This is a genomic window from Chitinophaga sp. RCC_12 (assembly GCF_041360695.1).
Lineage (GTDB): Bacteria > Bacteroidota > Bacteroidia > Chitinophagales > Chitinophagaceae > Chitinophaga.
On the sequence record NZ_JBFUPS010000004.1, the window covers coordinates 387,701 to 412,033 of the forward strand.

The window sequence follows — 24,333 nt, forward strand, 5'->3', positions numbered from 1 at the left end:
AGTGTTATTGTTTTTTGTACCCCGAGCCTGTACCTTAGTTTTATGAAAACAGTCACCCAAATAAGTTAATCCAACAATGATTTTTTTTACGCAATGTCATGTACCTTACCTATATAAGATAGTGGACGTTCTACATATTCGTGATTTTTTTGTGCCTATATCTCCTGTATCTTATCCCCGGATCAATCCCTTGATACCGTATGATATTATTAAGATATCTTGTTGAATAGCAATTGCAGTTTTGTACCCTTATTCCAGGTCCTGGTATCTATGATTTATATGTTTAAGTTCTATGTATTGGTATTTTTCGTTCGGTCAAGCTGCTGATCCAGAAATCCGACAGAGGGTACAGCATGCTAAAAGAGGTACGAACGGCTACGTGATTCAAACATCCCTAAAAATACCTAATAATGAAAAAGCAATTTTTCAAGAAACTTCGAGTGTTACTAACACTCGCCTTGTTAACCATAACCCATCTGGCTCTTGGGCAATCAACATTCAGAGTTAAGCAAGATACTGTCATGGTTGTTGGTGCTGAGCTCCAGGTAAAAAATGCCTCCAAAAATGTACAGGGCTTTCTGTATAACCAAGGCGATGGAAATACAGTATTCAAAAAGCTTTCCCTGGAAAATATAGGAGACAGTGCTATCGCTATTGCCGGACAGGATACTATAGCGGTAAGGTTCTCCGGCGGTGGAGGTGTTAGTGTGCCGGCTGTTTCGCTGGCTGCTATGCCTATTGATGCCAACAGTATGCAGCTGAAATGGTGGCAGTCAGACAGGGAGCTATATCAGTCGCCGAAGATAGCCCTGATTGGAGACAGCCAGGGGGCGGGGAGTTATGCCAGTACACCGGCCAACTCCATTGCCGGAAAGCTGCAGGCTTATATTTATGCAGTATCTTCCAATGCACGGCTGACGAACTATTGTAAAGATGGATATAATTCCCGCAATCTGGCGCCTACAGGCAGCAATAGCTTTGTAGACTCGACGATGAACGTCACCAAGGCAATTGCTGATGGAAATAATATTATTATCCTCATTAATACCAGTAACGACTATGCATCCCAGGCCAGTGGCGGTGAGATGTCTACAGAGGAGGCGCTCTCTAATACCTTGCTGATAGATGAAGCCTGCAAAAAAGCTGGTGTGCAGTTGTTGGTAATGAGCAGTATTCCCCGTACGGCTTTCGGTGCTCCACAGCGCCTTAAACTGAGACAAACTGCAGATAACCTGCGTAGAACTTTCGGAGCCAGATGCATCTATGCGTATCACCTCCTGGAAGACTCCGCTAATCCCGATGTATTACAACCTTCATTGCAGTTCGGCGATAATATCCATTTGAATGACCAGGGGTACCTGGTCATGTTTAATGCAATGAGGAATGCACTCGCCAGCTATTTTACTTCCAATACCGATGTTGTTAAGTACATTGTACAACGGAGCGCTTATATAAACGGCCTCTATAATGATTTTAAAACTATTACATCACCTTATGAAAACACACTTGCTATCAGCCCTGATAGCAGCTTTTACCGAATGCGGATCTATTTCCGGGACGGGTATTTTTCCAGCTGGAGTAATGTAGTCAAAGCTGTAGTTGATGGTAACATCCCAGGGGGGCCAGGAGGTAATGGAATAACTGTCAATGCAGGTTTAGATCAATATTTAAATGAAAATGAAAGTACTACCAACTTTTATGGAAACATAAAAATCAACAATCCTTCTCTTTCAGTTGCTTCCTATCAATGGTCAGTTATTTCTAATATAACTGGTGTTACATTTTCAAACGTAAACGGTATAAATACAGGAGTTACAGGAATTCCAATTGCTGCCAGGTCTACATATCGTTTGACTGTCACTGATAATCATGGTTCAACTTACGCTGATGATATTGATGTATCCGTTGCCAGACCATCGGATATGTTTAGTTCAGGAGGTTATTTAGACAACAAATATGATTCTAATAACCCAAATTTGAAAACATGGGTTTACTTGCCACAAGGTTATGATTCATTAAAACCAGGTGGTTACCCTTTAATAATATTCTTGCATGGAGTTGGAGTCAATGGCGCTGAGAATAACGATGATATTAATCAATTATTACTGGAAGCTGAAGGATTACCATACTTTTTGCATAATAAGTTGTTTCCTATGCAGTGTGTTGTTGTTTGTCCTCAATTGCATGATGGACTTTGGACTTTAGCAACCGCACAAAAAGCCGTTAATTATGCCGTTAATGGATATGCAATTGATTCAAATAGGGTATATGTAACTGGTTTGTCTTCTGGCGGCGCAGGCACAACTAACGTTGCTTTAGGTAATCCAAATCTGTTAGCTGGTGGTATCGCTTCCAATACAACTTTTAATGATGTGGCACTTACAGGGAATGGAGATGTAGTAAAAGATATACCATTTTTGTTTGTCCATTCTTATAATGATACAAGAGTTCCGTTCACTTCTCAATATTCAACCTTAGATGATGTTAATAGCATCAATGCTGCCAATCCAAAAGGTATATACCCTCCATTAATGTTAATGGCTTGGAATAGTGAACATGATAATGGTACATGGAATAATTATGTTTATGATAAAAGAATTGCCCCATTTGATTTTGAAACTGACTTTTTACTTTTTCACAGCAAAAACTTAACAACTACCTGTAATAATTATGTTACAAAAGCAGAAGAAAAATTGAAGTTTTATGATTGGTCCAGAGCAAAATTAATTGTGGATAAATTGAATAATGGAACTGATAAAACGAATTTTACAAACCGATTGAATACAGTTTTGGATGGTCTGACAACTACTAAAGATCGTAAATATTATATGTTGAATCTTGGCAGCAATTCAACTTTTAACTTATATACTATCAACAACGTCACTTCAGCGGCTAACAATACAACTGTATCAAATTTGAAAGACATTAAAAATGGTACAAGTACAAAAGGTTTTACAGTAGTTAGCAACCCTGAAGGAATTACAACTGATGGACTTAATCATAATTACATGGGTATGAGTGCTGATATGTTCAAAACAGCATTCAAATACTCAAATGTTAATCCAGCGCAATGGAAGTTAACTGGACTGGATGTAAACAAATATTATGATGTAATTATATACAACTCTAATACTTCAAAGGCTTTATTTAATTCAAATAATAAAACTGGTACCAGGTCAGAATTGAACGGCAGTATCGCTCAAAGTAGATTAGAAGGTTTTAACACAATGTTTACAACTGACCATTATAATGTTAAACCGAATGCATCTGGAGAGATAGTTATGAATATGTCCGCTTTAGCTAATTTTCAATTCAATCAGAACATATCCTATTATGGTCAAACCGTTGCAATATTATTGATTGAAAAAACAACAACGGCTAATCCAAGAGCCAATTTCGGCAAATTTAATTTCGCTGGCACAACCGCTGCTTCCCATCCTGACTGGGCAACTTTAACAGGCGACCCAACAACATCAGTTCAAACAGCAATAGACCCTGTATCAGGTTGGGCAATCAATACTGTTAGTACTGATCCAACTCATTGGGCAAAGTATAGTGGTAATTATGGGAATGACAATGAAGCTCCTGCTAACATTTATACCGATATTTTTCCAGCAGTTGTTTCTAAAAGTGCGAGGTTAAATTATGCTTTGAATTTTAATCCAGCTACACAAAACTATAACTATGAAGTAATTGGTGTGCCTGGAATGGGCTTACCTGCCGGCACTTACAATGTGAAGATACTTTCAAGTACTACAGCTGATTTTGCACCATCAAAAATTTGGGTAAAAATGGGTAGCAGTAATGGAGTATGTGATAATACAATTGTAGGTAAGGATAATGTTAACAACTATCTTACTTATACAGGTTATTTAAAAGATGGAGAAACCATAAAAATTGGTTGCTATATGCCGGATGTTTGGGGTTTGTGTTTTATGAATGCAGTGATCGTTGAGAAAGTGGATTAATGTACTAATGAGGAACTTTTTGTAAAGACGTTATCTCATAAACTGTGTCCCTGGTAGAAATGTAACACCAGATGCAACCGGGAATATCAACATTGCGGTGTATCAGTCGGCTAATTCTGCCACATACGGCTCTTTTTCATTCCTGAATGCATTGATATGCAAGAAAAATAACCCGCAGCAGGGTTGCTTCCCCGGATAGCGCCCCTGCTGCATCCCAGATAAATAATCCCTATACCATGAAAATTTTTATATGGCAAAAGTTATAGCGGCGTGGTGTACCTGTGTGCTACTTTCCGTCACCGTTCATGCTCAAACGGTAAAAGTAAATGCCCCCGTTAAGCAACTGGAGGAAGAGGCCAAAAAAGCTGGGCTGCCTATGGGTAACCCTATGTTGCAGATGATACTGGCAGACTCGCTGAACAAAAGGTCAGCCATGACACAGGCTAAAGCATATCTCCGGCAAAATCTTCCGGCTGTTCCGGATGTAGGCGCCGGCAAATATCTGCAGGAATCCGCCCGGCAGGAATTCTTTCAGTTTATCGGTAATTCAGCCGGTAAACAGCAGCTCACGCAGTTGCAGCAAGGCATGAGTACCATCAAAGACACTGCCCGTATCCGCCAATACATCGCGGATAAACTGCGGGGCTTCTATGCTTTACGGGATGAAACGGGCGTGAATAAGCTGTTAAATGCCGGTGCGTATAGTAACAGCCTTAAAGAAGCCAGTGCCGGTGCTTTCGCAGAAAACACACCGGGCATGCCTATACTGGGTACCAGTGTTACAATAGGGGATCAGCTGATGATAAAGAATATACCCGTTAACGTGAGGTATTCAAATATTTCAGGACAAAGTACCTGGAACAATCCCTTTGCGGATCAGTCGCTCGTGAAGTTTTCATTTGATAAAGACGCTTACGTAAAACGCCTTAATAGCATAGTCGAAAAGAAATATGATCTCAAAAAGTACTTTCTGAAAGACATTGATGTCAAAAGCGCGGTAAAATCCTTTACCAGCAACCGGTTGGAATCGCTCCAGCAAAAACTCACGGGGCTGGGAGAAAAGCAGTCAGCCGCCTTCGGCCAATTGCTCAACAGCGATCATATCATCCAGCTGGATTCGTTGCAACTACGGAATGAGTTACTAAACAATAGAGCCCTCGGCATTACAGCAGAAGACCTCGAGCTGGCTGTTGCAGCGTTGCAGGACAGTATCTTACTGGCCCATCCGGTGGCCGACAGCAGCCTCAATGCCCAGTTGGAACACTTCCGTACAGCCAGTGCTGCCAGAAAATATATAGCGGGCGTTTTTGCGCTGAAGAAAGAAGTAGGAGAAGGCCTGCAGGCTAAATCCATTATCTCAGACGAACGGGTGGCGGGAGGAAAAATCAACGGGCAACTGGAAGAGGAGAGCAACAAAATAAGGAACATTAAAGAACTGTTGCCATTGAGCGGTCTGCAACGCCTGTTATTAAGTGCCAAACAACTCGACATCGGTAACATTGCGGCTTCCGGAAGTAAAGGCGGGGTACAGGACTTGTTTATGTCCGGTATACAAACCAGTTTTCTGAACAACAATAAATTCCTGATGCTGGGTGCCGGAAAGCGTATCGATGGTGGAACAATAAAAGACCTTGCTTTTAATTCATCGCTTGATCCCGGGGCTTACAGCATGCAGTTCCTGCAAATGGGCGCCGGTGATATTACACAGCCACACAGCCATGCAGGAGTCGTGAACGCCAATACCAAAAGCGATTCCCGCCGCCAGTATACTACCCTGAATTTACCTAGAAATACTTTTGTAGGCGCTTTTTCCGAAGATATCAGCCTGGGTAGTTATGGCCGTATCGCCGCACAATTATCAAAGTCCAACAACCAGTTCAAGAATTCGGCAGTAGGTAATGACCCGATGCTGGCCAGTAAGGCTGCTGCATTATCGCTGTTCAACGATTTCTGGGAAACCTTGTCTGTGGGGCTCGACTACAACGGGCAGGTAAATGAGTGGAATATGAACCAGCGTGCCTACGTCAGCTATTCTGGCCTGGGATATAATAACCCGGCGTCTCCAGGAGCAGGAAGAGGAACGATACGTTACGGATTAAAACTGAAAAGAAACTGGTATAAAAATAAACTGGTGCTGGGAGTAAGATCCGATTTCCAGGATATCAGCTCTTCGGCCTTGACTTCCAGTAAATGGAAAAACAGGCAGTTTGCTATTGATGGTCGCTGGAAACTGAGTAAGAAGATCGCCTTTGATGCGCGTTTTAATCAGTCGGCCATGAAAAGCACCGGTGAAAAGGCCCCATCCTTTCAGTATATGACCCGGCAGTTATCACTCGCTTCACAGGTGCAGGGAAAAATGGCGGCACTTCCATACAATAGTAATATTATGCTGGGATATCAGCAGATCGATATTTTACCACAACACAGCACCTTGTTGAATATTAATATTAATCACAACCTGGTGCTTAGCTCACATGTCCTTTCGATAAACCTGTTTTACAATAAAGATATTAAGGGGGAAGCGGTATATGCCAACCTCCTTACGGTGGAAACGGGATGGACCTACCAGGTGTGGAAGAAAATAAGCTGTAGCAGCGGTATTACCTACCTGGATAATAAGGCGGTGGTACAGCAACTGGGCCTCAGGCAAACAGCGGGCGCCAGTGTACTGCCCCGGTTAAATGTGAATATGTATGTTGACTGCCGTAAAAACCTGTTGAATACGCCACAGAACTATCTGTTTGGCAACTTCAGAAGTGAACTGGCTATTTCTTACCAATTGAATTAAGTACCTATGTTAAAGTTTTATCAGGGAGTGATTTTTTTGATGCTGTTTTGTACTGTTCAACTCCGTGCCCAGGTATCCTTTGTTTTTATCCCGGAACTGCATGGCCGCACATTGGATGGCCTGTTGCAGGTGAAGCTGGCGAATACCGGCAGCCAGTCGCAACTGGTAAGTCTTACCGTAAAAGTATCTGCTGCCGGCGCCGGCAATATTGTCAGTATAAAAACACCTGCCTTTCAGTTAATGCCCGGCACCAACTCCTTACCGGGTGGATTGATTGCCAGATCCGCCATCCGCTTTGCAGAAAATAAGGTGGCCACTATCTGTCGCCAGTCCGGCTACTTTACGGAAGGGGATTACGAATATTGTTTTGAATTGAATGCCGGTGATCAGTCGCACCAGGGCGAAACCCTGGGCGACCAGTGCTTCGATTATTACCTCCAGCCGTTTTCTCCCTTGCTGCTATTGAACCCGGCAGAAGAAGACAAGATCTGTAACAAGCGACCACCCTTTTTCTGGCAACCACTATTGCCGGCTGTTCCGGGTGTGCAATACCGGCTCGTACTCACGGAAGTGAAACCCGGACAGGCAAAGGTAGAAGCACTTAATTACAATATGCCTTTGATTAACCAGCTGGGCATTAATTCTCCCATGCTTTTCTATCCTTCTCTGGCAAAAGATCTTGTGCAGGGAAAAACTTACGTGTGGCAGGTAAGCGCCTACAAAAATGATATGCTGCTGGTGAACTCCGAGATATGGGATTTTATGGTGTTCTGCGAAGAGGAAACCGCGGCAGAAGTACCGGAAAGCTTCAGGGATATCACGGATCTGACAAAAGGTAATTTTTATGTGGCCCGCGGAAAAGTGCTGTTTGCGGTAGAAAATGTGTACGACAAAGCCCCGCTGAATTATAAGATCCGTTGTATCACCAGGCCCGAACTGGAAATGCGTAAACTACCGGCGATCAAACTGAATCGGGGAAACAACCATGTGGTCATACCCCTGGCAGAGAACAGGTCATTCGTGGATGGCTACTATTACCTGCTGGAGTTGAAGCTGCCTAACGGTGAAGAAAAACAATTAAGATTTCTTTATAAAAGTGAAACGGAATAGCGATGAAATACTTAATAATATCCGTGATGATAGGGTTGTTAATGTCTGCCTGTCATTCAGGAAAGAAAGAAATAAAAGCTTTTTATGCCAACAATGGCCAGGCGCTGGTTCAGGAACAGGATGCAGGAGGTATCGGGGTAAGGGCCAGTTACCTTCCGGTGCAGTGGGAACGGATGCTGGGAAGGGAAAATCCGGATGCAGCAGGGGAAATGACATTTAAGTTAAACGTTGCCCTACCAGCTTCCTCCCGGGAAGAAAGCCGGAAAATGCAGGCGGTAAGCGTGGATACCCTGTTTTGGCTGGTAGTGGGAAGTGATACGCTGGCGGCACAGTTTACGCAGCGAATTCCGAATGGAAGTACCTCTTCAGCAGAATACCTGACCACGTTCAAAAGGGCCGTGCCGGCAGGAACAGCTGTATTGTATTTCGTGATGAATGATTGGATGTATACGCATCATAAGTTGGTGTTTCCCTTCCAGGTTACACATATCAATAGTATTGACTCATTAAGCAGCAGGTTATGATTCCAGGAAACATAATATTCAGAAAGTCCATTGCAGTTTTTTTTCTAGGCTTGCTTGCCTTCCAGATATTGGTACCCTGCGCTGCATGGGCACTTACAACCGGTCCTTCTCAACCGGAAAGCAAACAGTTTGCGGAAGCAGGTACCAGTGAAACGGTCGACATGTTTACCGGTGCATTTAAATACAATATTCCTATAATGGATATTGATGGTTACCCCATCAATTTAAATTACCAGTCCGGTGTAGGAATGGATGATGAGGCCAGCTGGGTAGGACTGGGCTGGAATCTCAATGTGGGCGCTATTAACCGGAGCCTGAGAGGTATTCCGGATGATATGAACGGAGATAAGGTGATCACGGAGCATTATACAGCGCCTAAAACAACAACCGGTGGGCGGGGAACAGTCAAAGCGGAGTTCTTTGGCGGGGCGAAACTGATTGGCCTGAAAGGCTCTTTGTCGCTCGGTATCTTCAGTGATACTTATACCGGGATAGGAGCCGAGTTCGGCATAAATGCGGGTATCTCTCTTACACGCGGGAGTGGTGCCTTAACGCCCGGACTGGGTGTGGGCCTGATGTCCAATACCAGTAACGGTGTGGATGTATCGCCTAATATCACGCTGGCTTTATATGATAAGTCGAATGAAAATAAGACCACGAACGTAGGGCTGTCGGCCAATCTTGGTTATAACACCCGCCAGGGGCTGAAAAGCCTCACGCTGAACGGGTCTTTCGGTGTAACCACGAGAGACTGGGATAATCAACCGGGTTCCTCCAGTTTTGATGTAGGCGGCATCGGATTCACTTATAACACACCACCTTTTTATCCACATATAGGAGTGCCTTACCGGTCTACCAACCGTAGCTACAGTATAGATGTAGGACCATCCGGCGCCGGTGCTTTTGCGGGCGTAGGACTTACCGGCTACCGGTATAAGCGGGAAATACTGAACAGGGTTAATACTAATCCGGCATACGGATACTTGTACGCGAACCAGGGTAAAGATGTACCCAACGCCGTAATGGATTTCATGCGGGAGAAAGATAATGCAGTAATTCCCAATATGCCCAACATTGCGATTCCTATCGCTACGGCCGATATTTTTTCCTATTCCAGCCAGCTGGGAAGCGGGCAATTCCGTCTGCATCGTGGTGGTTCAGGAACGGTGTTTGACCCTGCTGTCAATGACGCGAATAACACCACTACCCTTGGAGTAGATCTGGGTTTTGGATTATATTTTCATGGTGGGGTCACGTTTTATAAGCAGGATGTATCCAACAAAACCGGGAAGTGGAAAAACGGTAACCGATTCAATGGAGTAGCTGATTATAAGAACATCGATAATACCCTCGAAGAGCATGCCTATTTTAAGCAGATGGATGAGAAGAATGTGGGGAGCAATGAATATGAGACATTAATCAAAGGCGAAGACGTAGTGCATGTATCTTTGGATGGACTCAGCAGTAAAAGTGAACTGAAAGACGGATATAATAATACTTATCCCATATCCACATCCAACCCGCTGACAAAGAAAGTAAGACAGGTAAGACGGAACGCCATTTCCTATCTCACCGCCTCAGAAACCTACAAGGGTGGCGTGATAAGAATGAAAGAAGATTACCGGGAGAACAAAGTAACTGGTTTTACACCCGCGCTACCTTCCGCAGTAACAGAGTCAAGATATGGTACTCATCTTTCTGAATTTACGGTCACAGGAGACGACGGGAAAAGAATGGTATACAGCCTGCCCGTTTATAACAAGGTACAGGAGGAGTATTCATTTGCTACAGATCCGAATGCGGCGAAGGATGAGGACAGAAACCTGGTTGGATTTTCGCTGAAACCAGATGGAGGAATCCAGCATAATTACGGCATTGACAAATATTTTCATAAGGAAACGCAGCCTGCGTATGCGTCGGCTTTCCTGTTGTCTGCGATATTGTCGCCCGATTATGTAGATGTAACAGGCGACGGTATTTCAGATGATGACATGGGTACCGCCATTAAATTTAACTATACAAAGGTAAACGGTAATTACAAGTGGCGATCTCCGATGAAGCCGAATAGGGCGCTCTATAACAAAGCATTGAATGCGGATCAGGATGATGATAAAAGTAGCATTGTATATGGGGAGAAGGAAATATGGCTTTTAAACTCTATTGAGACAAAAAATAAGGTGATGTTTTTCCTGTTGGACAGCAGGAATGATGCATTAGGTGTTACCGGTATCACCGGCGCTATAGACAATACCGCCAATGGCAGACAGCGTTGTTTGAAGGAAGTCCGCCTGTATTCGAAGAAAGATCTCACGACACCCATAAAAACAGCGGTATTCAACTATGAATACACGCTCTGTCAGAAAGTACCCAACCAGGCTGTTGCCGATAGTGGTAAACTTACCTTAACGGGTTTGCACTTTACCTATGGTGCTTCTACCAAAGGGAAACATTTTCCCTATACTTTCAAATATACGGGCAAGAACCCCGATTATGAGTATCTCTCTACCGACAGGTGGGGTAATTATAAAGCGGCCAAATCCGGTTTGAATAATTTAAATAATGACCGCTTCCCCTATAGTACACAGGATAAGGCGATCGCCGATCAGAATGCCAGTGCCTGGAATTTGACGGATATCAGTTTGCCAACAGGCGGAGAAATTCACGTAGACTATGAATCCGGTGATTACGCTTATGTACAGGATAAGCCGGCGATGCAGATGGTGGAACTGACGCAGTTGGTAGATAAAGACGGCAACCCGGAGCCGGACTTCTTTTTTGCCCGTGGATTTATGATCAATATTAAAGAAAGCCTGAACGGAGCCTCCGCAGAAGAGAAAAAAAATGATTTTATCAGGCGTTACCTGAATGGCGAAAGGGATTTTTACGCCAAGCTATTTGTGAATTTGACGGATAAACCCGATAATGGCACGGCTGAAAGTAGTTGCGATTATGTTCCGTGTTATGGAAAGGTGAAAGATGTGATAGAAAAACCCGGTGGAAATGTAGCGGTCATATTCGACACCATGGGCGAAGGGAATGTGACTTCGAATCCTTTCATTTTTGCCGCCTGGCAGAAAATGAGATTAGAGTATCCCAAGTATGCTTATCCTGGCTACAAGAACAGGATATCCGACGATATGCCTATACAGGCAGCATTAGGCGCCCTTGTGAACTCCATCAGTAACCTCAGTGAAATTACAGGTAACTTTTATAATAGAGCAGAGCGGAAGAGATTTGCACGAAGCGTGGATCTGAAAAAGAGTTTTGGACGTATTGCAAAAGTGGATGGAATAAAACTGGGCGGTGCGGCCCGGGTAAAGCGTGTCAGAATATCGGATATCTGGAACACGATCAGTGGAGAGCCTTTAACAGGGGCTACCTACGGTCAGGAATATACGTATACCACTACCTGGAATGGAAAAACGATCAGCAGTGGCGTAGCCAGCTATGAGCCGGGAGTAGGGGGCGATGAAAATCCCCTGCGTTTACCGGTACCTTATACCGAAGATATAAAAGGTGGTCTCAATAACTATTACTACCTGGAGAAACCCTTTGGAGAAACCTTATTCCCCGCACCGGTAGTGGGTTATAGCAAAGTGGTGGTAAAAGATCTGAATGCGGAGGGCGTGGTGGAAGCCGCACCTAAAACGGGATGGGTACAACATGAGTTCTATACTTCAAAGGATTTCCCGGTACAGGTAAGCTATGATCAAAGCCCGGACGCCTATAATTATGATTCCAAAGGTTGGTTTAGTTTTATTGGTTCCAATGTAGCACATGAACTGGTGTTATCCCAGGGGTATGTGGTGAAACTGAACGACATGCATGGCAAGCCCAAAGCAGAAAGAGTATTTAACCAGTCGGGCGCAGAGATTGCCAACACCAGTTACTACTTCAATGCAAAGCCACTGGGGGTAGGCACGCAAATGCTCGTGAATAATGTGGATGTAGTGAACGAAAAAGGAGAGATTACGCAGAACCAGGTTATCGGCAGAGAGATAGAAATGATAGTAGACATGCGGGAAGAGGAAACCAGCAACACAGGCCGGACCATCCGCGCGGGTTTTGACATGATACCCGGCTTCCCGATACCGTGGGTGATCCCACACTGGCCGATGAGTCAGAACGATGAATATCGGTTGTTCCGTTCTGCATCGGTATTAAAAACCGTGCAATATTCCGGGGTACTGGACCGGGTAGTGAAAACTATCAATGGATCTACCGTTACAACCAAAAATACTTTATATGATGCCGTTACCGGCGATCCGGTAGTTACCACCACCAATAACGAGTTTGATGATCCTGTGTACCAGGTAAATATGCCGGCATACTGGATGAATAGCGGGATGTCCGGTGCTTATAAAAATAACAATGCCCTTATCCGGAATTTCGAGACAGATGCTAAAGGGAAAATTCCATCTACGTTTACCAGATTTGTGACCACAGGCGATGAACTGATTGATCTGAATAAGCAGGATTCCATTTACTGGGTGGTGAAAACATTGACCAAGGGAGACCAGGACCTATCCTATAAGCTTATCAACAAGGACGGGAATGTGGCTAATAATTTCAAGAGCGACGTAAAGTTGGCCCGCTCAGGATACCGGAACCAACTAACGGCCCCCGGCGCCTCCGTGGTGTGTTTGAAAAACCCGGTGCAAAATGGCGCTTTCCGCTTTACAACAGATACGGACGACGAACTGGCTTCCCTGGGTGTGCTGGATGCGAGTGTAACGTTATACGATCAGTCCTGGGGCTCCCGGCTTAAAATGGAGGGCATTTATCCAGGGTATGACTATGAGCGCCCGGACAGGGGGGTGTACATCAGAAATCCTAATGCAAACGACCGCATGTGGCCCTATTATGCACAGTACAAAGATAGCCAGGATGGGAATGACGGAACGAGCTTTTACGCTCAGAATGGTGCGGAATATGGTAACAGAAAAGGATATTTCTGGGGAGGGAATGGTAACACCGGAAGATTAACGGCCATTGGGATGTATCCCAGGTATAAGAATCCAAATGGTAATGATTTGTGGTATTCTTACAACACTGATATAACACTGGAACCAGCTGCCAGCTATTCTCTGGGTCTGGGTGGTAATGATGAGGTGTATGTATATATCGATGGTGTGGAAGTGAGAAAGCTCACGGAAGAGAAGCTAAGCAATCATAGAAAATGGCATGTTTTTGAATTAGCGAACATGCTCCCCGGTAAACATAATTTCGAGGTCATGGGTCGTAATTCCAAGGGTCAGGAAGCCGGTTTTGCTGCGGAGATCTATAATAAATCGGCTTATGAATTATATAACACCGGTAATTATACAAATATTATCGCTTATTCATCAGAAGATCTGATACATTATCCCGCCGATGTAGTGGAACGTCAGGGGGAGTTAGGTACACCAATAAGTAATGAGAAGTATACCTTGCCTATAACCTTTCAGATGAATCCCTTCTTGTATGGATTCCTCGGAAACTGGCGCCCGGTAGAGCAGAAAGCTTTCCTGGTGAACAGGACCGGGCAACAGCTGTCTGTCCCTGATATCAGGAAGGGTGGGGTTTATCAGAACTTTACTCCTTACTGGTATTTCTCAGTGACCGATAATTTGTGGAAGCCCACTTACGTAAATAATGAAAAATGGGTCAGCACCGGTACTGCCACTCTTTTTGATGCTCAGGGAAATGGCCTGGAATCAAAAGATCCACTGGGGATTTTTAAAAGCGCATTGTTTAGCTTTAATAATACACTTACCGCCGCTGTGGCCTCCAATGCAATGCAGCGGGAAATATTTTACGATGGATTTGAGGATTATGCATATCGGGTGAAGGCTATTCCGGAAAATAGTAATCCGAAAGATAGCTTCAACATGTTCGTGATGATCCGCGACAAGGGACAGTATACAGACTGGCTGGATAACAAGATTGCCCACACCGGTAAATACAGCCTGAAACTAAACAGCCCACTGGTATTATACACGCGTCCGCATGAAAATGTACACCATACCGTGCCTTATCTGGATTTTTCTGACCTGGGAGAATATATGCGTACCACCAGGCCCTATGTTTACCCAATGGGATTTGCTCCGAAGCCCTATGCGAACTATATTTTTTCTGCCTGGGTAAAAGATGCACAGCCATCTGGTAATACCTCCGATCTGAAAGTAAGTGTTAATGGCGCGGATAAGCCACTTACGGTGAAGGCTTCGGTAGAAGGATGGAAACTGGTGGAGATGAATTTCTGGGCCAGTGATCCCGGGGTATCCACCACGCTCACACTCACGGCTGGTACTGCAACAAGGATAGATGATATCCGCATTTTACCGGTGAAAGGTAACATAAAAACGTATGCATATGATCCCCTGAATCAGCGGCTCATGGCGCAACTGGATGAAAATAACCTGGCCACACTGTATGAGTATGATGATGAAGGTACCCTGATCAGGTTAAAGAAGGAAACAGACCGGGGAATCATGACGATTAAAGAAAACCGCTCTTCTTACAGGGCGAAAAATTAACCGCTTTAATATTGAAAGATGAAGAAGTATCATATAAGTGGAAAGTTTATCATTCTATTCGTGGCGGCAATAATGGTGGTTGGACTTGCCATAGGCGCCAGGCCTTTGCTGAACAGCTGGTGGCCTCCTTTGAAAGAACAGGCGCCGGTAGCGGAAGAAGCAACCCATTTTCAACGGGAGGATGCTGCGTTGCTGGGACAGATCATTGCTATTTACAGGCGTATTGATACGTTGTCTGTGATTGATATGGGAGGCAGTATCCGGATCAGTGATCCGGCGGAGCCGACAGAAAATGTGAATGCCACATTTAATTATTGCAGGAGAAATGCAGAAATGTATTATCAGCTGGGCGATAATGAAATGATCCAGCTGAAAGACGTGTGTATTTCGGCTAACCGCGGAATTGAGAAACTATTTGTTTCACCTCCCAAAGAGGTAGTGGCGGCTCCCCAGTTACCGGTGGATAGTATCATTGCACTCTGGGAGAGCGACAGCTATGCTATCAACGCTACGCACACCGATAATTTAACAACCGTGCAATTGCTTTGTGAACGCCATGTTACCTGTAAGGAATTGAAAATTACCTATGATCGTAGTACCGGGAAGTTGAACAGCATTTATATGCGTTTAACCAACCTGGAAGATCCGCTGAACAGGAAGATGGACAGAGAGATCACCACGGTTTTCAATAAATGGAATGAGGTGATTACAGATGGCCGCCGGCTTAGTTTGTCTACTTACCTGCAGAAGGAAGGAGAGGGCTGGAAACCTACTGCTGCCTATAGGCATTTCAGATTGATATCAACGCTTTAAGTGTTAACCTATTCACCATTAATGCCCTTTACCTATGGGTTATAGAAAATTAAATATTCTCTGTTACAGTGTATGCTGTGTACTGTTGCTGCTGCTGGGAACAATTCATGTTGCCAGCGCGCAGGTAGAGTCCTACCAGAAACGGCTGCAGGGAAAGATAAAAAAAGGAGATACCCTTGTTATTAAGGATGAAAAATTCCGGAATGATGCCTTTGACTGGAAATCGATCAACAACAAGCTTGTAAATAACGTCGTTACTTTCGGATTGTACCGGGATTCTACCTACCGGATCGATAAACCTTTCAAGTGTGAGCTCGATCTGAAAATAGAGTACTGGAGTCAGCCCGACCAGGACGACCCGATTACCATTGAGCATGCGCGGTTGAATATTGATTATGATACCGCCTGGTTGACGCCCTACCAGGGAGAAAACATTTATTCCTTTACCAACGGCTACAAGGTAAAATTAACGGTCAATGATATCACGAGTAAAGAGCTGGGTACTGATCTGCCGGCAATTTTTTCGTTGAAGGGAGAGGTGATAGTGGACCGGCAGTATACCTCCAACAAGGAAGAAGAACTGTCGATGACCGCATTTTTTAAATCCGGGGAAACGGCCGCGGCTCCAAAGAAACAGGGGAAAGCAGCCATGGCGCCTATGGGTGCTACACCGAGTACGCCGCCTTTAACGGGTATTATAAACGTTAACTGGAATGAGATTATACCCGGGCAGGAATATGACCTGGAGTGGACCTATATCGACGATGAATCCACCAATGGGCAGTTCATCACTGCAAACCGTTCCTCGATAACGGATGCGCAACTGGAAGCAATGTTCCGGAATAATTCCACCCGTATCACCACCGATCAGCATAACTACGATATCACGCTTTTGCATAGCAGCAAATACCTGTTGCTCCGTATCCGTTATGTGATCTATGTAAATGGTTTTCGGGAAGAACATCCCTGGGTTTACCAGGCAAAGCTGGCAAGTGGGGAAGTGGCCAGGGTATTGGATCTGAGCTGGCATCAACCTGGGTTTAACTGGCAATTCAGCGCCAGTTATGCGGAAGGGGGTAAGAAAAAAGAAGTAGTCGCTTATTTTGATGGGATTTTAAAGAACCGGCAAACGGTTACCATCAACAACACAGATAAGAATGTAGTATTGCAGGAGAATGTGTACGACGAGTATGGAAGGGTAGCGGCCAATATTTTGCCCGCCCCTATTAACGCAACCGCTTTAACGTACTATGGGAGACAAAATCTGAACGCCCTCAACAAAGTATATTCCTACAAGGATATTTACAACAACAGCACAGGTGTCTGTGTCGTAAAGCCAGCGCCACTGGGAACGACAGGGGGCGCCGGTATGTACTATTCATCCGCCAATCCTTTTAAAGCGACGGACGCATCGATGAACTATGTTCCTGATGCCAGCGGATATCCTTTTGCCATTACTGCCTATACCAATGATAATACCGGTCGTGTGCGGGTAAAGGGTGGAGTGGGAGATGTAATGCAGCCTAACCAGGACGAAGCATTGAATCATTCCACCAGGTACTTCTATGGAAAACCTGTGCAATGGGAACTGGACCGGCTTTTCGGTTCAAGCGCGGGAAAGGCTTCCCACTTTTTGAAGAATATGACCATTGACCCCAATGGACAGATCAGTATCAGCTATCTGAATTCTTCCGGTAAGCCGGTGGCCACTGCTTTAAGTGGAGGATCGCCGGATAATGTGTTGCCCCTGGCTTCAAAAGGGGTTTCAGAACTGGTGGATGTGCCTGTGCTGGAACCGGAATCGTTTGTGTTTGATCCACAGGAACTGAAACTGAAGGGCGCCGCTACCTATCTCTGTGCGGTGCCGGATCATAATGCCAGCATCAGGTACCGGATAGATAAACTGATCAAGAAGTATAAAGAGAATGCGGTAGAGATCTGCAGTAATTGTTACTATGAACTGAAGATTGATGTGTATGATGATTGTAATAACAAGGTAGATGCGAATATAACACCGGTTAAGATTGGGAGTCTTGCTTCGAACTGTGCCGACGAGGGCAGTGTAGAAAACAGCTTTGTGGTAGACCTGGGAAAGGCTGGCGAGTACAGCATCCGCTTTGAATTGTCGCTGAACCCTGATGTCATTGCTGCCTATACTGATGACTTTATCAAGCGTAACACCAATTTGCAGCCGGAGTTCTATTTTATTATCAACCAGTTGAGAACAACTGATTTCACCGGCTGCGTGAGTGATTGTCATACCTGTGAAGTGGCGCTGGGTACAAAAGCGGAATTTCAACAGAAGGTATGGCAGCGAATTGCCGACAATCAGGTGAATGCGACCTTGTACACCAATGATATAAATAACTGGAGCGGCCCCTTGTATGATGTATTGAAGATGAGGTGTACCGCCGCCTTGTTGAATTGCGTACCTGATCCGTGTAGGGAGTTAAGAGAAACCCTGAAGCAGGATGTAAGTCCGGGTGGGCAATATGCGCAGTTCGACAGTTATGGCCGGCCGCTGGAACTGGCGGTGAATATATTATCCATTTATTTCAGAACAGTATTTCCGGTCGAAGCTATCGGTGGTTCACGTTATGAATCAACCAGGATAGTAAACGTTGATGGGGTAAGTATATCGCCCTGTGATGCCAGCTTTACATTGGAGGACCTGGTGAAGAACTGGAGACCGGAGTGGGCAGATCTGTTTTTGCCATATCATTGGGAATATTGTGCGCTGCAAAGCTGTGAGAGCCTGTCTGCCGTGAAGCGTTGGGATGAAAAGATCACTTCCCTGTGTTTAAAAGCATCCGACCTTCCTAAATATGTGGGAAGTAATTATGATCGTACTAATCCAACCTGGTTGCTGAATGCCGATCCTTTTGCAACAAACACCGCGGCGCAGCCGTTCATTGGTAGTTTTGTGAACGATCTAAACAATTATTCCAGGAACCGGACGCCGTTTAAAAGCAGCACTTTCAATAACAAGAATATCTGGCAGTATGTTGATTATCTGCTTTATTGTGCCGACAGCACAGGGAATACCAATGTTACTGCAGATGTGACTTTTGTATCCCGGTGGAATAACTGTGTGCCACAAACGCAGTGCCGGGTACCTGACAGGGAATGGCTGGCTTACGCGGAGTATTATTTCCAGTTGAAGGAGATTTATTATCAGCGTATCCGCGATGCGATGTGCGGCGATATCTGTAAAATAGGTCGCCCGTTGCCGATGCTGGGAGAAAGTTGTGCCACCGTGTCCGACTTTTCTTTTGCAGAAGATTCATTGGGCAATTGCAGTGCTGGAACAAAGCGGGTGCGGGTTAATTTTGAAGGAAACCGTTTTGTTACGGAAACGCGGGCGGCTGTTACATATTCCACAGGGACAACCAATACATCAGAGATATTAATATTTGGTGCAGGAGATCGATATAAGACGATATGCATACCACAATATCTTCCTTTGAGTGTGTTAAAAGTAGATTCGGTTTATTGCAGGAACAGTGGGGCTGTGTCTTTCCCTCCGAAAGGGCCCGTTACGCTCCCATGCAGGACCGATTATACGGTGGAGGTGGATCAAATAATACATAGTACATTAGGTTATAAGATAACATTTTTGTCTCCGCTATCAACTGATGTTGAGTATGTATTTACTCTGAAAATTGGAACAAATCCAAGCAATATAGTTACTGTTAAGATGAACCCACCTGATCCGGTTTATATTGGGTCAGTCTATATTGGTACTGATAGTCCAACGCCGGCAGAACAGCAAATTACGGTACTTTCTTATACCTGTAACGACCCCACTGGCGGCTGCTCTCCTTTATTCAGGAATAAAATCTCCCGTATGGAGAGAATTGACTATGATCAGACTTTCTCCATGAATCCGGATTCTTTAAGGAACGATGGTTTTGCACAGATAGCGAACCTTGTGGCAGACAATTGTGCCAACAATGCAGATGTATGGATGTCGCAATTAGAGGAAGGACTGAGTGGCTATACTTCTATTAAAAGAGATGCGCTTCGTCAGAAATTGATTGAGGTGTGCAAACTGGGTGGGGATACTGCTCACTTAAACGGTGCGAGTGCGGCAGTGCCTACCGCTACTGCGGAGGGTTATCGTTCCTTCAAGGATGTGATGTTGGGTGTATTGGGCGCAGGTAGTATTACAATGAAGAATAATCCCTGGATTCTTTCCGGGCCATATCCATTTAATGTGAAGGCACAAACAACAGAAGCGGTTATCGGCAACACGAACCCGGCTATCTGCGCCCGTTTGAGTGCTTTGCAGGCAACCTATAACAGCAATGCTGCGGGACGCACATTCTTAAAATATCTTACAGATACGTATGGCAGTGCGATGAATCTCAAACAGGAGGAGTTGGATCAGCTGATAAAAAGTTGTGGTAACTGCCGGTATCTGCTGGCCAGCCAGCTTACGCTGCCGGTATTCCTGGAAGTAAATACAAAAGGATGTATTACACCTGCTGAGTTCACTGCCGGAATGACGGCGCTTAACCAGGAGCCATGGTCAGGTGGACTGGATAACACGAAGGATAATTATGAAACCATTGTAGCTACTTATCTGAACCATCGCTGGGGTTTTTCGCTGGGGTATTTGGATTATGATGACTACAGGCAGAAGGTAACGGCGGGTACTTCGGCGTTGCTCTGCAATGAGCCGGTGTTCAGGTCAGTAACCCCTGATCCTGCTGAGTGTTTGATGGGAATGATAGATGGAGCAATTGCAGGTGGTCGTCGTCGTTATGTAGTATATATTGATTCTGTACGACAGGATTTCCGTAGACAATACGTTACCGTATGTGCCGGTTCAAAGGCTACTGCCAACCTGAAAACGCAGCAGCAGCTTTATCATTTTACGCTTTATTATTATGATCAGGCGGGTAACCTGGTGAGAACTGTACCGCCGGAAGGGGTGGATGTACTAAGTACGGAAAGATTGAATACCACCACCACGGAAGTTCCTGCCGACTTTACCTGTAATTACAATGGCGCTAGCGTTAATACAAGTTTGCCATTGACATTGACAGAACTGACTAATTCATTGAATATTCAGACCGGTGTATCGGTAGAAATGTGGATTAAAGGCCGGCCAACGGGAGCTACCCAGGTGTTGACTCCTACCTCCGATAATAATTACTTCTTTACTACCTGTATTAGCAGCACCTATTGCTATATCTCGATTTATAAGATGAATCCGGAGACTAATGCTATCAGTATTGTAAGGAGTAGTCATATAGCGGTGCCCATTACGGCTTTTAGCGGTGGCAACTGGCTACACCTGGTAGTACAGGGACCTAATTTGATGGATGGGGTACTGAGTACCTATGTAAATGGTCAATTACTGAATAATGATACGAAAGCACCACCGGCGCCTTGCGCCTGGGAGATTGTGGTTGGTACACGCGGAGTATCTATCACCAATGATCTCAGTGATCTGAAGCACTTAAGAACATATAACCGTCAGCTTACCGCCGATGAAATATGGATCAACTCCCAGGAGCCTTGTATGGCACAGATGGCGGGCCTGGATGCGAGACGTTTCTGGGGTCGTTTCAATGTACCGGCTAACGGTGCGCCGGGAACGGTAGGTGGTCCGAATTCCAATATTGAAGTACGGCCTATGCCGGTGCAGCCTCAACACAGGCTTGCTACTGATTATGCCTATACTTCTTTAAACCAGGTATCTAAACAGAAGACACCGGATGCCGGTGTCAGCGGTTTCTGGTACGATTACCTGGGAAGACTGATTGCCTCACGAAATGCAAAACAGTGGGCCCGAAATAACAATTATAACTATTCAGTATATGATGAACTTAGCCGTATTACAGAGAATGGCGAAGTTTTTAGTAACGCCAGTATTTTTGAACCTGGTTTTATTATAAACTATGGAGATCTATTGGTGAGTCCCGTTTCAAATCCTGAGCGCATTTATACTTTCTACGACAGCCCCATGCTGCCCTCCGGCTTGGGTACACAGGATAACCTTAAAAATAGGGTCTCAGCTCAGTACCGGTACGTTGCTGCCTCTACAGGAGGAACTACGACTGATAATTTTGTTTACAGCTATGATCTGCTTGGGAATGTGAAAACGTTCTGGCATGGGAATGGGTTGTACGACTACAAACAGACAGATTACAATTATGACCTGATCAGTGGAAAAGTGAATGCAGTTCGTTATCAGCCCGGAAAAGATGATCAGTTCTATTATGCCTATACATATGATGCGGAAAACAGGTTAGTAGAGGCAAAATCCGGTATCAATAGCGTATCTGTCGACAAGTGGGAGATTAGTGGTGCAGTTACAGATGCCTACTATCGCTACTATAAACATGGCCCACTCAGCCGCATGGAGTATCTTCGTAATGCCGTACAGGGTATCGATTACGCCTATACGTTGCAAGGATGGTTGAAAGGTGTTAACGGCAACTACCTCTCGCCGGCATCCGATATGGGAAGGGATGGTGACCCTTCGGGAACGAGACTGCATTTTGCCAAAGACGTGGCCTCGTATACCCTGGATTACTTCCAGGGTGACTATACCCCGATTGGCAAGCCTCCCACTGTTACGAATCCGTTCACATTGAAATGGGAGAGTAAGGCCGCTGATATTGCAGGTCAGGATTTGTATAATGGTAACATCGCCCGTTCAGAGCTTGCGCTGAAAGGCATAAACGGAGGAAATCCGATAGGCTATAGCTACCGCTACGACCAGTTGAACCGGTTACGAACCATGCGTCAGCATACACTAGTGGGAGGAGCCACCACCTGGGAAATGGGTACTACTCCTCCAACACCCTATGCAGAAGATATTACTTATGATGCCAGCGGTAATATTCTCACGTATAACCGTAATAATATGAGCGGTGCGGCGATGGACCGGCTCACTTATAACTATCCGCGGAATGGTGGTGGGCAGCTTACCCGCAACCGGTTGAGATATGTGAGGGATGGGATCACATCGCCACTTTATCCAGGTGTAGATATTGGAAATCAGGCTCCAGCTGTAGAAACAGCAAGTGAGATTGGGAATGTAGCGGGTGATGCCTACCAGTATGACGAAATTGGTAACCTGATAAAGGATGGAAACGACGTATCTGAAATAGAATGGAATATTATTGGAAAAATCAAGAGTTTTAAGAAAGGAACGCTTAAAACAGAGTATTTTTACGATCCGGCAGGTAACAGGTCCAGGAAAGTGGTGGAAACGTCTGCGCAAAACTTTACCACCACCGTCTATGAACGGGACGTAGCCGGTAATGTGTTGGCTACTTACGAATACAAAACAGGGTCAGCAGATATTACATGGAAAGAGCAGTATCTTTATGGTAGCAGCCGTCTGGGTGTGTGGAAGCCTAATATGAAATTGGGCTCTACCGCAACAAAGGATGCCCTATGGACCGCATTTAATAACCGGGAATACGAGATTACGAATCACCTGGGAAATGTGCTGACCACGATTACGGATAACAAGACACCAACCGGTAGCGTGTATGATGTGACGCTTAGCAGTGCCGTGGATTATTCGCCGTTTGGAATGCAGTTGGTTGGAAGGAAGATGAATGGAGGTGGTTATAGGTATGGGTTTAATGGAAAGGAGAATGATAATGAAATCAAAGGTGATGGGAACCAGCAGGATTATGGCTTTAGAATTTACAATCCTCAAATTGGTAGATTTTTATCTACAGATCCTTTAGCAAAAAAGTTTGCTTTTTATACGCCATATCAATTTTCTGGAAATAAGCCAACAGTAGCTGTTGATTTGGATGGTCAGGAAGATCATATATATACGATTTCATTTTTCAATAAACAAGGCCAGGCTGTATTTACAAGCTCCCACAACGAGGGACAGGTAGTTGGGATGGATAGGAATGGCTATGAAGTATATGATAGGCCAGAGAAATTTGTTGCAGCCTACAATATTGCGTTTATAGACGGGACGAGTTATAGCTTGACGCAATCATTTAACTCCTATAAAGAAATGCAAGGAGTTAAGCAATCTGGTTTTTATTCTCAAGCAGTTTCTCTTTCTCTATATAAAGGGTTTGACTTGGGACTGACTAGCTTTTACGGTTCAGAATTTGGATATGGATTGTATAATGCATCTTCGAGGATCGTAGGGAATCAGGTAGGTCGATTGGTTGCGGATAATACTCGTATAGCATCAAAATTAAATTGGGCCGCTCAAAACGAAGTATTGTTACCGGTGACTGCTTCTGAAAAGCTTGAAATTTTACGGGCAGCAAATAAGGTAGGGGGGCAAAAGACGCTTGCTATTGTTGAGGGAAATGTTGGCGGAAAGGATATATTTGAATATGCTGCCAGTGGGGATCATTTATTTCCAGGCGCATTAGCATTTCCGAAAGCAAGAGCATTTACCGTAGAAGCACCGCCTATCATTAGGCCAAATGATGCAGAGCCGAAGCTTTTAGAATACCTTAATAATTTGTTTAATAAGAATAAGCAAGTTCAAGGAAATATAAATATTATGACTGAGAAACCTGTTTGTGATGCATGTAAGGCGAAGATCGAGGATTTCAAGGGTGTATATCCTAATGTTAACGTAAAAATATCAGAACCCAGTAAATAAT

The 24,333-nt window shown here is 44.6% G+C and carries 7 protein-coding genes; all 7 read left to right on the forward strand.

Translation table 11 applies throughout. The features are described from left to right. Window positions 1–410: 410 nt before the first annotated feature. Complete coding sequence (locus AB6805_RS14685) at window positions 411–3,968, forward strand: hypothetical protein (RefSeq protein ID WP_370910179.1); 3,558 nt, start codon at window positions 411–413, stop codon at window positions 3,966–3,968. A gap of 250 nt (window positions 3,969–4,218) precedes the next feature. Then, window positions 4,219–6,756 (forward strand): hypothetical protein, encoded by a 2,538-nt coding sequence (locus AB6805_RS14690; protein ID WP_370910180.1) that lies wholly within the window; start codon window positions 4,219–4,221, stop codon window positions 6,754–6,756. Window positions 6,757–6,762: 6 nt separating this feature from the next. Beyond that, window positions 6,763–7,866: a hypothetical protein gene (locus AB6805_RS14695; RefSeq protein ID WP_370910181.1), complete on the forward strand. Its 1,104-nt coding sequence runs from the start codon at window positions 6,763–6,765 to the stop codon at window positions 7,864–7,866. A gap of 2 nt (window positions 7,867–7,868) precedes the next feature. Then, complete coding sequence (locus AB6805_RS14700) at window positions 7,869–8,390, forward strand: hypothetical protein (RefSeq protein ID WP_370910182.1); 522 nt, start codon at window positions 7,869–7,871, stop codon at window positions 8,388–8,390. After that, window positions 8,387–14,908, forward strand: a complete 6,522-nt coding sequence (locus AB6805_RS14705) for a hypothetical protein (protein ID WP_370910183.1) — start codon at window positions 8,387–8,389, stop codon at window positions 14,906–14,908. The genes AB6805_RS14700 and AB6805_RS14705 overlap by 4 nt, the downstream gene beginning before the upstream one ends. An 18-nt stretch (window positions 14,909–14,926) precedes the next feature. Then, on the forward strand, window positions 14,927–15,721 hold the full coding sequence (locus AB6805_RS14710) for a hypothetical protein (RefSeq protein ID WP_370910184.1): 795 nt from the start codon (window positions 14,927–14,929) through the stop codon (window positions 15,719–15,721). A 34-nt stretch (window positions 15,722–15,755) separates the two neighbouring features. Next, window positions 15,756–24,332: an RHS repeat-associated core domain-containing protein gene (locus AB6805_RS14715; protein ID WP_370910185.1), complete on the forward strand. Its 8,577-nt coding sequence runs from the start codon at window positions 15,756–15,758 to the stop codon at window positions 24,330–24,332. Window position 24,333 lies beyond the last annotated feature (1 nt).

What these genes read in the sequence shown, in the direction of transcription:
- AB6805_RS14685 (WP_370910179.1), top strand. Translation starts at nt 411, where the DNA reads ATGAAAAAGCAATTTTTCAAGAAACTTCGAGTGTTACTAACACTCGCC.
- AB6805_RS14690 (WP_370910180.1), top strand. Translation starts at nt 4,219, where the DNA reads ATGGCAAAAGTTATAGCGGCGTGGTGTACCTGTGTGCTACTTTCCGTC.
- AB6805_RS14695 (WP_370910181.1), top strand. Translation starts at nt 6,763, where the DNA reads ATGTTAAAGTTTTATCAGGGAGTGATTTTTTTGATGCTGTTTTGTACT.
- AB6805_RS14700 (WP_370910182.1), top strand. Translation starts at nt 7,869, where the DNA reads ATGAAATACTTAATAATATCCGTGATGATAGGGTTGTTAATGTCTGCC.
- AB6805_RS14705 (WP_370910183.1), top strand. Translation starts at nt 8,387, where the DNA reads ATGATTCCAGGAAACATAATATTCAGAAAGTCCATTGCAGTTTTTTTT.
- AB6805_RS14710 (WP_370910184.1), top strand. Translation starts at nt 14,927, where the DNA reads ATGAAGAAGTATCATATAAGTGGAAAGTTTATCATTCTATTCGTGGCG.
- AB6805_RS14715 (WP_370910185.1), top strand. Translation starts at nt 15,756, where the DNA reads ATGGGTTATAGAAAATTAAATATTCTCTGTTACAGTGTATGCTGTGTA.